Origin of the sequence: Paramylibacter ulvae (assembly GCF_014652655.1) — a bacterium.
GTDB lineage: Bacteria > Pseudomonadota > Alphaproteobacteria > Rhodobacterales > Rhodobacteraceae > Amylibacter > Amylibacter ulvae.
In genome coordinates this window covers 737,109-749,487 of record NZ_BMZF01000001.1, presented here as the reverse complement: position 1 = coordinate 749,487, position 12,379 = coordinate 737,109, and the positions used below count along the sequence as shown (strand labels likewise).

The 12,379-nt window shown below is 49.6% G+C and carries 10 protein-coding genes and 1 tRNA gene; 4 read left to right on the top strand and 7 right to left on the bottom strand.

Features of this window, described 5'->3' with window-relative positions; genetic code table 11:
* Positions 1-26 precede the first annotated feature (26 nt).
* The 6 genes from IE094_RS03715 to dtd form a co-directional block, all read right to left on the bottom strand.
* Positions 27-1,256, bottom strand: coding sequence for a mandelate racemase/muconate lactonizing enzyme family protein (locus IE094_RS03715; RefSeq protein ID WP_189639191.1), 1,230 nt, complete (start codon positions 1,254-1,256; stop codon positions 27-29).
* Between the two features lie 31 nt (positions 1,257-1,287).
* Complete coding sequence (locus IE094_RS03710) at positions 1,288-2,370, bottom strand: Zn-dependent alcohol dehydrogenase (RefSeq protein ID WP_189639190.1); 1,083 nt, start codon at positions 2,368-2,370, stop codon at positions 1,288-1,290.
* Between the two features lie 3 nt (positions 2,371-2,373).
* Complete coding sequence (locus IE094_RS03705; RefSeq protein WP_189639189.1) at positions 2,374-3,021, bottom strand: HAD family hydrolase; 648 nt, start codon at positions 3,019-3,021, stop codon at positions 2,374-2,376.
* A gap of 21 nt (positions 3,022-3,042) precedes the next feature.
* On the bottom strand, positions 3,043-5,466 hold the full coding sequence (locus IE094_RS03700; RefSeq protein ID WP_189639188.1) for a GcvT family protein: 2,424 nt from the start codon (positions 5,464-5,466) through the stop codon (positions 3,043-3,045).
* A gap of 94 nt (positions 5,467-5,560) precedes the next feature.
* Complete coding sequence (locus IE094_RS03695) at positions 5,561-6,085, bottom strand: DUF2799 domain-containing protein (RefSeq protein ID WP_189639187.1); 525 nt, start codon at positions 6,083-6,085, stop codon at positions 5,561-5,563.
* Positions 6,086-6,160: 75 nt separating this feature from the next.
* Positions 6,161-6,604 (bottom strand): D-aminoacyl-tRNA deacylase, encoded by a 444-nt coding sequence (gene dtd / locus IE094_RS03690; RefSeq protein ID WP_189639186.1) that lies wholly within the window; start codon positions 6,602-6,604, stop codon positions 6,161-6,163.
* 106 nt (positions 6,605-6,710) lie between these two features.
* Here dtd and IE094_RS03685 point away from each other — a divergent pair.
* The 3 genes from IE094_RS03685 (at position 6,711) to IE094_RS15510 (ending at position 7,833) form a co-directional block, all read left to right on the top strand.
* Positions 6,711-6,787 (top strand) — tRNA-Met (locus IE094_RS03685).
* 439 nt (positions 6,788-7,226) lie between these two features.
* Positions 7,227-7,463: a hypothetical protein gene (locus IE094_RS03680; RefSeq protein ID WP_229802014.1), complete on the top strand. Its 237-nt coding sequence runs from the start codon at positions 7,227-7,229 to the stop codon at positions 7,461-7,463.
* A gap of 124 nt (positions 7,464-7,587) precedes the next feature.
* Positions 7,588-7,833 carry an imm11 family protein gene (locus IE094_RS15510; RefSeq protein ID WP_229802012.1) on the top strand — a complete coding sequence of 82 codons (246 nt, stop codon included), beginning with the start codon at positions 7,588-7,590 and terminating at the stop codon, positions 7,831-7,833.
* Between the two features lie 206 nt (positions 7,834-8,039).
* Here the strand turns inward: IE094_RS15510 and IE094_RS03675 are convergent, their stop codons facing one another.
* A complete protein-coding gene (locus tag IE094_RS03675) occupies positions 8,040-10,907 on the bottom strand; it encodes a LamG-like jellyroll fold domain-containing protein (RefSeq protein WP_189639184.1) in 2,868 nt (955 codons plus the stop codon).
* 343 nt (positions 10,908-11,250) lie between these two features.
* Between IE094_RS03675 and IE094_RS03670 the strand changes: the two genes are divergently transcribed.
* Positions 11,251-12,279, top strand: a complete 1,029-nt coding sequence (locus IE094_RS03670; protein WP_189639183.1) for a PstS family phosphate ABC transporter substrate-binding protein — start codon at positions 11,251-11,253, stop codon at positions 12,277-12,279.
* The last annotated feature ends 100 nt before the right edge of the window (positions 12,280-12,379 follow it).

Here is a 12,379-nt window from a genome sequence, read left to right as displayed (position 1 = left end):
TGCACTTGGTGCAAGGCCCGTAATTTTTAGTCCGCTGCACCGCCTTGGAATGTGTTCCCATGAACGTAATCACACGGTGCATCTTGCATTTCCAAATGCAAACCCGTTCCATTATAGGGATGCGCACGTGCCAACTCTTCGTCAAACGAAATGCCCAGCCCCGCGCCAGTCGGTGCAACAATGAACCCATCATCCAACGTGATGCTGTGTTTGATTAAATCGCCTGCAAATCCGCCACCTGTTCCGATGGTTTCCACCATCAACAGATTTGGAATATTCGCGGCCAGTTGAATATTTGCCGCCCATTCCACTGGCCCTGCATATAAATGCGGCGCGACCTGTGCGTTATAAACTTCGGCCATCGCGGCGATTTTTTTGGTTTCCAAAATCCCACCAGAACGCCCCAGCGCGGGTTGCAAAATTGCCGCTGCTCCCTCGCGCAACACGGGCGCAAATTCGGCCTTGGTGGTTAACCGTTCACCCGTCGCCACAGGAATGCGCACCTTTCGCGCCACCTCTGCCATTGCGCCTATATTATCTGGTGGAATCGGCTCTTCATACCAAAGCGGATCATAGGGTTCCAACGCGCGCCCCAAACGCACCGCACCGCCCACAGAAAACTGTCCATGTGTGCCAAATAACAAATCCGCCTTTGTCCCGACCGCATCGCGAATGGCCGCACACATACGTACCGATAAATCAATATCGCTCATCGCGGGCATATGCCCACCACGCGCGGTATATGGCCCAGCTGGATCAAACTTCACCGCCGTAAAGCCCAGCTTTACCATTTCACTGGCGGATTCCGCCTGCATATCGGGGCTGGTCCAAAACGCGGATGGATCATGATGCGCCAATGGATACAGATAGGTATAGGCGCGAATGCGTTCATTCATCAGACCGCCCAGCATTGCATAAACAGGGCGATCATGCGCCTTACCCAGAATATCCCAGCACGCAATTTCAAGCCCCGAAAATGCGCCGATCACGGTAAGATCAGGGCGCTGCGTAAACCCCGATGAATAGGCACGGCGAAACATCATTTCGATATTTTCGGGGTTTTCACCCATCATATGGCGTTCAAAAACATCTGTAATCACCGCTTTCATCGCGTCTGGGCCAACAGATGCGGAATACACCTCGCCGTAACCCACAATGCCATTGTCCGTGGTTACTTTCACCATGATGAAATAACGTCCACCCCAACCTGGGGGCGGATTGCCAATAACAAAAACCTCTAGCTCTTGTATTTTCATCTTGTCGCCTTTCGTTTGGTGGCCTCTCGATTTACTGATCGAACAAGATCACATTGCGCCGTGATACGCCTTTGCGCGTGTCGGCAATCGCATCATTTATCTGATCTAAACTGTAGGTATTTGAAATCAATTCGTCCAATTTCAATCGCCCCTGACGATAGAGATCAATCAACTGTGGAATGTCGCGCTGCAATACGGCCTCGCCCATTTTGGAACCGCGCATGGATTGGCTCATACCCGCCAAATTAACGGGTTCATATTCGGCCTTAACACCCACAGGTGGCATACCAACCATCACCACTTCGCCGCGCGGGGCCAATAAATCGGGGGCGGCGTTAAATGCCTGCACCGCACCAACGGTGACAAATACATAATCAACCCCGCGCCCATCGGTAAGTGCGCGAATATTGTCGTGCAAATCCGCATCTGAGATCAACGCATGTGTTGCGCCAAATTCCACTGCGGCATCTAACTTCTCTTGTCCCAGATCAACCGCGATCACCTTGTTCGCGCCACAAATCGCCGCTGCCTGAATGGTGTTTAACCCAACACCACCCGCGCCAATCACCGCCACATTTGCACCCGCTGGCATTTTTGCCGAATTGGTCACGGCGCCAAATCCCGTGATCACACCACAGGCCAGCAAACTAGCCACTGCCATATCCATGTCATCAGGTAACTTCACAATCTGGCTTTGATCGACCAATACTTCTTGGGCAAATGCACCCGCCGCCATTCCTTGTTCCAGTGCAATACCATCGGCATCGGTTAAAGGGCTGTTGGCCACACGATCATAGGGTGTTTCACATGATGTTGGATGCCCTGTCGCACATGACGCGCACGTGCCACAAGATCGGATCAATGTCACCAAAACCGGATCGCCAACCGCAACGCCGTTCACACCATCACCAATTTCCAAAACATGGCCCGATGCCTCGTGGCCATAAACGGCGGGCAAATGCCCCCCGAATGATCCGTCCAAAAATGCCAAATCCGAATGGCAAATGGCACAAGCGGCCAATTTTACCCGCAACTGTCCCGATTGTGTTTCACCCAACGTGACATCTTCGATTTCCAGAGGGGCCTTAAATTGGCGGCAAACGGCTGCTTTCATATTTTATCTTTCTGCAATCAGTTGAGGGAGTTTCGCCATATCGTCAAACACGACCTGACACCAAGGTTCCATACGTGCGCGCGGTGTTTCGCGGATAAAGCCGTAACACGGCATGCCCGCGCGTTTCGCGGCCTCTGCCCCACTTGGGCTATCCTCGATCACCAAACAATCGGCGGGTTCAACGCCAAATTGTGCAGCTGCAGTGAGATACATTGTCGGGTCGGGTTTACCCACGCCAATTTCATGCGCCGAATACAAATTTCCGTCAAAATAGCGCATCAAGCCCGTGCGACCCAATGTGATCCCCATTTTTTCGCGACTGCCGTTCGAACCCACGCAAAACGGAATACCACGCGTCACTAGGTCATCCAGAACCAGTTTTATATTGGGGATTTCTTCGACCATGTCGCCAAGTTTGGCATAAATTTCAGCGTAAATTTGTGCGACCCAATCATCGGGTAAATCTGCACCCATATCCTGAATCGCAGCCTTGATCACGGACATGGTGCGCCCCATGAATTGTTCGGTACATTCGGCTTCGCTTAAGTGAATGCCATATTGTGCGATATTTTGCGCCAGCACCGCAATTGTTGCGGGTTCACTATCCACCAACACACCATCACAATCAAAAATTACCAATTTGGGCTGCATACCAATATCCTGTTCGTTTCATTAACTACGCATATTGGCACCATTGGCATCATACAGGGGCGGACCTTGAATCACCGCGTCATAAAACGCACCCAAAATTTCCACCTGTACTTTGTTTCCCGCGACCGCCTCTATGCTGGGAACATATCCCATTGCCACGGACTGTTGCACATGATGGGCATAGCCACCAGACGATATATAACCAATTGCTGCACCATTTTTGATCACCGCTTCGTCGCCCGATACATCGATGCCATCACAATCAATCACCATGCAAACCAATTTACGCAAAGGGCCTGTTTTGCGTTCCGCCAAAGCGGCATCCTTGCCGATAAAATCAGTGTCCCAATCAATGAATATATCCAGCCCAGATTCCGCAGGTGTGAAATCAGGGCGATAATCCATTGTCCAGACACCCCATGATTTTTCCAATCGCATCGATAACAATGCACGCGCACCATACCAACGATAGCCCAGATCGGCGCCGGCATCTTCTACGGCCTCACTCAAGCGGATCAAATATTGCGGTTTGCAGTAAATCTCATAGCCAAGCTCGCCACTAAACGAAATGCGTGACAGGATTACTGGCACATCGCCGACATATGTTTCGCGAATGTCACGAAATTTAAACGCTGTATTGGATACATCATCGCGTGTAATGCGTTGCAATAATTCCCGCGATTTTGGCCCGCTGATCGCAATGCCGTGCCAATCATCCGACACATTGCGATATTGCACATCATCGGGCAAATGGCGTTCGAACCAGCGGCGGTGCGCCTCTTGCATGGCACCCGATCCAAACAACATGAAATGATCCGCGCCCAAGCAAGCCACGGTTAGATCACCATATAATTTCCCCTTGGGCGTGAGCATGGGGGTCAGGATAATCCGCCCAGCGCGTGGTATATTCCCCGCCAGCATTTTATCCAGATATGCCCGTGCACCTGCGCCCTTAAATTCATGCTTGGCAAAATTGGCAATCTCTATTCCACCCACGCCATTGCGCACTGCCGCCACTTCGCTTGCGACATAATCATGGCTTCTGTTTCGCTCGAATGTCGGCTCTTCATGCGCATCATCGGGGCCATCCCCAAACCAAAGCGCGTGTTCCAAACCGAAACCTTGGCCCATCCGCGCTCCCTTGGCGATTAACCGATCATACAATGCCGTGGTTTTTTGTTTGCGCCCTTTTGGCAGGGTTTCATTTGGGAATGTCATCACAAACCGACGTTCATAATTTTCTGCCGATTTTATCGTGCCCCAATCGGGTGATGCCCAATCCCCAAATCGCGCGACATCCATTGCCCAGACATCAATCGATGGCTCGCCATCAATCATCCATTCCGCCATGGTCAACCCAACGCCGCCCCCCTGACAGAACCCCGCCATCACACCCACCGCGCACCAATAATTGCGAATGCCCGGAACTGGGCCAATCATCGGGTTGCCATCAGGGCCAAATGTAAACGGGCCATTAATAATGTTTTTAATCCCCGCTTCGCCAATCGCTGGAATGCGTTCAAACGATTTTTCAAGTCGATCCGCAATGCGATCCAAATCAGGGTTCAACAATTCATGGCCGAAATCCATCGGGGTGCCATCCACCTTCCACGGGGTGGAGACGGGTTCATAAGTGCCAAGCAACATGCCCGTGCGTTCTTGGCGAAAATAGATATTCGCCTCATAATCAATGCCTGCGGGTAATCGTGTTTCACGCGCGGCAACCTCTGGGATTTCTTCGGTGATCAAATAATGATGCTCCATGGGTTGCACAGGCACGCGCAGCCCCGCCATGGCCCCAACCTCTCGTGCCCATAACCCACCACAGTTCACAATCATTTCCGCATGAATTGTGCCACTCGGTGTGGTCACATCCCATGTCCCATCCGCACGTTGATTGGTTTCCACCACGGGCGTGTGCGTGAAATACTGCGCGCCATGAACCCGCGCCGCCTTGGCAAATGCATATGTTGCACCCGATGGATCCAGATCGCCATCCTGATCGTCCCATAACGCCGCCAAATAATGTTTGGGATCAATCAACGGATGGCGTTCGGCCACCTCGGCCGGGGAAATGAATTCTTGGTCCAACCCCATATACCGCGCCTTGGATAGTTCACGTTTCAGGTAATCATACCATTCAGGCGTGCTCGCCAAATAAAACCCACCAGTGATATGTAATCCCACCGAATGGCCTGACAATTCTTCGATCTCTTTATAAAGATCAATCGTGTATGATTGCAGGCGGCTGATATTTGGATCAGAGCTAATCGTGTGAATTTGCCCCGCCGCGTGCCAACTTGACCCGCTCGTCAGCTCGTCACGCTCCAACAGAACCACATCTTTCCAACCAAATTTCGCCAAATGAAACAGGATGGAACAACCAACAACACCGCCCCCAACAATAACAACCTTGGCATGGGTGGGCAGCGATTTATCAGACATGATTCAAACCTTTTGGTTTTGGTTCAGTGTCTATCAGACTGCAAAAACCAAACCGTGCTGCCCGTCTCAAATGCGACCAATCCTGTCGTATTTGTTAAAATTCGGAATACCGACGACGATCCAAATACAAAAAGCGCAGACGGGAATCGATGGACAACAATCGACTGCGCAATGATGCATGGCGCGCGGCGGCCGTGCCATCATGGGGCAGGCTAGCCAATTCGTTCAATACTGCACGGCGCTCTCGTTCCAATGAATTGATGTCCCCCGTGACACGATGATACCAAAGCCCCTTTTTATGCGCCTTTTGCATCGCGGCCATATCTGCATCGGGGCAAACATCACGCAACGTTTGCCCGTTCGCGCCGACCTCATAGGCACTTGATGGCGTGCAATAGGTTTTCAACCCAATTTGCCGCCCCTCTTCCCATGCTTTTAAATCAGGACTAATCCCATGATTTGCACAAGATTCCGTATGGTTTGCAACAAATTCAGGCGATCGCCCCGCCGCACCATCACGCGCACCAATGCCACGCCAATCACCCTCGACACAGGCTTTTTCACTCAACCCGCAAGCCGTGATCAATAAAACCGCGGTCAGCGCAAAATACTTTTGCATTTGAAACAACCTTTCAATTGGTACGCGACACTTTCCTCCATTTTGCAAAAATATCCACAAAAACACAAGAAATCGTCAGGTGTCGCTATCCATCCAGATGGTGACGGGGCCGTCATTGACCAACGCCACTTTCATATCTGCGCCAAATTCACCCGTTTCCACGGGCAGATCCAGCGCGCGCATTTGATCACAAAATTTATCGTATAACGCCTGCCCAACATCGGGCGCTGCCGCCGTGGAAAACCCTGGGCGATTACCCCGCGATGTGTCCGCAGCCAATGTAAATTGGCTGACAATCAAACAGCTCCCGCCAATATCGGTGACTGATTTATTCATGCGCCCATCGTCGTCACGAAAAATACGCAGCTTTGAAATTTTCGTGGCCAGCTTTTGCCCCGCCGCTTCATCATCCCCATCCATTGCGCACACCAGTATCAACAATCCCTGACCAATCTGTCCGATAACCGCACCATCAACCGTAACGCTTGCCTCGGAAACCCGCTGAATTAAACATCGCATTTGTGCATTCTCCTTTGAACGCAGTCTTTTTCTGAAAAACTTACAAAATCAAGCATCAATTCCCCTTGACGCCCTCACCGATGCACCGTAATTAGCCCCCACCTTTGGCGGGGTAGCTCAGGTGGTTAGAGCAGCGGAATCATAATCCGCGTGTCGGGGGTTCAAGTCCCTCTCCCGCTACCAAAAATCCTTTAAATTACAATAACTTAATGCACCTCAGACATCGATGCAATTAAGGCTCGCGTCTCAAAACGGCATAGGGACTGCAAATTCGAGTGTCAAAACACATTAGACAATAGCACTACAAACTCGAATCGAACTTCGTTTAGAGAGTTCAACATTCATTGCCCGCGGGTAATTGGGCTACTAACTTCAGCGATAACGATTAAAAATTGAAACTTTGTGTGGCGAAATGGCCGTAAACTGGTTTCGTTTAATCCGTAGTGCAAATACCTTCCCAATAAAATTTGCGCCTAAGAATACCAAAAATATTTCGCGAGTACGCTAATTTCTACACCAAATATATTTCCACATTACATGCAATTACATACATTAAAAGTCGCTATAAACAGCGACAAATCATCCAAAATAAACACTCCATGCACCTGTCATTGCGATAAGAATGGACATGCAAACCATGCTTGCGAACATTGTACTGCTGGCCTTGTTTTTATCGTGCAACCAACGTTTCGAAACTAAACATCGCCCAACCCTGCCCCGTGAAAAACTGACAGGTCAAAGAAGACTTGGATTATCTATCATGAAGGTCGCTTTGGAAAAATTTTTCCCGACGGTGAGTTCACCCACAGCAATGACAATTACGAAACCGAGTTTAATCGCATTGCTACTGATGAGATGAAAGAAAATTATGGATTTGAACTTCTAAAGTTTAGGCGTGCCGACCGGTTAAGTGGCGTTCGTCCCACCGCATTTGCAAAACCATTCCAGCAGGACCGAAAATTTGTTGCTGGCACGTCCGCAAAATGCTCAGCGATATTTTTGACTTTGGCGGTTTACTCGCTGTCAGCGAACCTGTGAAAGATTTCATTCAGAAATTCGAACCAGAAACGGTTCAATTCTGGCCCATTGATATCTTGACAAAACGTGGCACTCCGGCCAGCGAAATCGCGTATTTTGCGATGCTTGTGGTACAGTCGCGCGACACGTTCCGCCCCGATCTTTCGATAGACGGGTCTTGCAAGACCACCCAAAGTTATTCCGAGAACTAGAGGGGGGGCAAGACTTTCTGTCGCCGCCACGGTTTTATGAATGGTTAACGTGTAAGAGTTTAAGTCAGCTTTTTGAACCCCAGGGCAACGCTTGACAGTCGGACTTCTGACATGTCCACGGCGCGGTGGTGCTTTCTGCCAGTCAACGTTGCCCTTACACGATCTTTACAATATTCTTGGCACAGTTTTAGAGGGCAAGAACAGGGTTACAGCAAATCAGCGACCGCAACGGTTTGATCTTCAAATATCAGATAATCGATATCCATCAGCGTATCGCGCCCTTCGTAAAATCCATCTGCCCCACCCGATGCGTGATCGGTTATAATCAAACGATCAACGTCTTCGCCGCGCCCAGAATGATAGAAGGTTTCAACCGCAATTGTGTAATCTGCAAAGTTCCCTTCATAAACCGCGCGATCACTTGATGCGTTGCCCTCGCTTCCCCAGCTTTGACCGTAGATGTAATCATCGCCAAGACCACCATACATCAAGTCGTTGCCATCTTCGCCTTTCAATTCATCATTCCCATCACCGCCATAGATAAAATCGGTCATGTCGCCGCCAACCAAATAGTCCGCGCCATTTGCACCGATCATATAATCTTCGCCGTCGCCGCCAAACATGTCGTCATCACCTGCGCCCCCGAAAATGAAGTCATCATTGGCACCTCCAAACAGGCTGTCTGCTCCGCCAAGCCCCATCAGGACATCCGACGTCGCACCACCATCAAGGCGATGTTCGCGATCATTATCGATCAACACATCCGCCACGGCGATACCCGCATTTTCGAATTGCAAATAATCGGTACTGTTGCGAATAATCGTTTCGTCGCCACGGAAAGACACAACCAAACGGCCGTTGTCATCGACATCAAATTTGTAGCGGTTGATCGGGCGATCAAAATAGATGGTGTCATCACGGATTTCACCGTTGTTTATATCCTCGGCGTCCAATTCGCTTTCGAACACGGCAAAGTCGCTGATGGTTCCATCAAAATGGGTGTTAATATTATTCATTTCTCGTGAATCAGATGACCACCCCGTCGCACCAACGACCAAGGCTTCGTGATTTTGCGCCCAAGTTTCGCGAATGCCCCGATCATAAGCCATGCGCACACCATCGATATAAACAGCTGCGCCACTGCGTCCAATATTCAGGGCGAAATCGTAATCTTGGCCAGCCTCGATAACGCCATCAACGCGCAAATAGAAATTTTCAGTACGTGATTGTATACGGATAATCAGATCACCGTCACCTTCTAACCACACAGTAGTGTGCGCAGCGCCGTATCCATCGGCATCGCGTGAAAATAGCGCCTGATTTTCGTCCAGCGCATTCGCATTAAATGTGAAGGTCACGGTTGTATCGCGGTTGCGCAATTCATCGCGTGATTCAAATGCTAGCGCCCCGCCGCGTGCATCTTGGTATTCATGCGACCCTGCGATTGCAAAAACTGCATCTTGCCCATTGCGTGATATATTGCCCGCACTTACAAGCGTTTCTGGTGCCTGGATCGCGCCAGTATTGTCATCGATGCGTGAGGGTTCGATCGCTTCTTCTAGCTCGTCAATTGTTGTGACAATCCCATATGCAGGCGCAGATGTATGTTCAATATCGGTTTCGCGAACAATGTCGCCATAGACCGTGATCGTGCCAAGTTGATCCATATGGTGCGCACCACCATTACCTTGGTCAGAATAGATTGAAATGATCGAATGATCGATCACGCCATCACCATCTGCATCACCATATTCAATACTGCCAATTTCGGTGGTATGACCCTCGATCACGATACGATCCCCCTCCGATCTGTCGTAATCCATCACAACATCATTACCCAACGTATCAACCCAATGGTCATGCAAGCTGTCGTTTTCACCTGCCACACCATGCCAATTAATTGTGCCATCGTCGCGCGTGTGCTCTTCGATGAAACGTTCTTGGGCATTGATCAATGTGCGGAAATAGAAAATATCACCGCCACCCCCACCAATGAGGATATCATCGCCATGAATGGGTTGGTTTTCGTAATAATGCCCATTGTTGATCACATTGCGCGGATCACCTTCGTCGCGCCCAGGGACATTGGCAATGCGTGGTTCGCGTGCGTCCGCCGTGGAAATGAGCAAATCTCCACCTGCCCCCCCGTTCAACGTATCTTCGCCGTGGCCGCCATCCAAAACATCGCGCCCTGATCCGCCTTCGAGATTGTCATTTCCATAGTTTCCTTGCAAAACATCGTGGCCTTGCCCGCCAAACAGAGCATCGTTGCCATATCCACCATTCAAACCATCTGCATCCGACCCACCATCCAATGTGTTATCGCGCCCATTGCCCGTTTGCATAACCAAATCGCGTTCATATCCGTTATGCATCGAAAACCCAAATCGATCAGCGATTTCTTGAAAATTTTCAGATGCATGATGTATTTGATCAAACGCGCGCATCAAATTTGACATTGCCAAACCATCAAGTGCTGCGTCACCCAAATCAGCATCTGAAATCGCCGCCAGACCTGCGATGTCATCAGTTGAAAGTTGGCTGTCAAAAACCGCAACATCACCGATAGTGCCATAAAAGATGCTATGCGCATCATCGGTTTGTTCATCGCGCCATGCGCGTGTTGCGCCAACAACAAATCCGTTGCGATTGGAATCCACCCCTTGCGCAAATTCAGGATCGGCGGCAACCAATTCACCATCCAGATAAATCATGATACCGTCATCGCCAAAGGACACCGCCAAATGGTGATCGTCATTTCGGCCCAATTCCAAATCGGGCACGCGCACCCACGCGGTGGCGTCGCGGCTATCTTGGGTTACAATCAGCTCGCCGTCTTCGTTCACCCAAACTGTAAACCCCCCACCCGTATCGCGCCCGTCGCTGTCACGCGAAACCAACGCCATTGTTCCGTTGAATTGTGACACTGAAAATGTCAGCGCGATTGTCGTATTGGCCGTTTCCATCGATCTGTCGCGTCCAACGTCCATGTACCCACCCGATGCGCCCGTATATGTACGCGGTGATTCCGCGGTAAAAATTGGATCAAGATCAGATATAGACGTAATTGGCATTGCGTAATTCCTATTGTCGTTGGCGTGAACATCAAAAATTGCACCCCAAAAATGCGTTTATGATGCAGAGTTTTTTTGGCAAAATAATCATGTTACTCGGTACGGCTGCGCGTGTTACAACCCATTTCGGCGCTTGTGTGCAACTCTGGGTTTATATCACAGTTACGTTATCGACAAAGAATTTTATGAACACTTTAGAATAGTCGCTGAAACATGCCGATTTGTTCACAATTCTTAATTTTACAGAAATGTTACAAAAACTAAACCCAACCGTCACACTAGCCCCTTAAATCCTCATCATCCGAAAGAATCGGGCTGTTTAACAAAACTTGGGGTCGAACATATGTTCACTAAAACACTTTCTATTTCTGCTGTCGCGCTGGCAACTGCTGTTGCTGCACCAGCATTCGCAGATCGCGATCAAATTAAAATCGTTGGTTCATCTACTGTATTCCCGTTCGCAACAACAGTTGCAGAGCGTTTTGGCAAAAACACTGAATTCAAAACACCCGTTGTTGAATCAACAGGTTCAGGCGGTGGCTTGAAATTGTTCTGTGCCGGTACTGGCGAAGAGCACCCAGACATCACCAACGCATCGCGCCGCATCAAATCATCAGAAGTTGAATTGTGCGCCGAAAACGGCATCACCGACATCGTCGAAGCACAAATCGGTTATGACGGCATCGTATTTGCAAACTCTAAAGAATCCGATCAATTGGATCTGACGTTGCAAGAAATCTTCTTGGCATTGGCCAAAGACGTTCCAACAGCTGATGGCGGTGTTGAGCCAAATCCATACACATCGTGGAACCAAATCAACCCAGCATTGCCTGCACTTAAAATCGAAGTAATGGGGCCGCCCCCAACATCAGGTACACGTGATGCGTTCTTGGAATTGGCAATGGAAGGTGGCTGTGACGAATTCGAAGCCATCAAAGCCATGTCAAAAGACGACCACAAAGCAATCTGTCACACAATCCGTGAAGATGGCGCATTTGTTGAAGCTGGCGAAAACGACAACTTGATCGTTCAAAAATTGCAAGCAAACCCAGCCGCATTCGGCATCTTTGGTTTCAGCTTTCTTGAGCAAAACTCTGACAGCGTTCAAGGTTCAAAAATCAACGGCGTTTCACCAACATTCGACGACATCGCAACAGGTGACTATCCTGTGTCGCGTTCATTGTTCTTCTACGTGAAAAAAGACCATGTTGATGTTGTTCCAGGTATCAACGAATTCTTGGCAGAGTTCACATCAGAGGATGCATGGGGCGAAGACGGTTATCTTGCAGACAAGGGTTTGATCCCAATGCAAGACGACGAGCGCAAAGAGTGGAAAGCATCCATCACTGGCCTGAACAACCTGTCAATGTAATACACTGACATTGTGAATTTGAAAGGGGGCTTTGGCCCCCTTTTTTATGCCTGCCAATTTGTGTTGCACCGTATCATTTTACAAAACCGTTACATGCCAT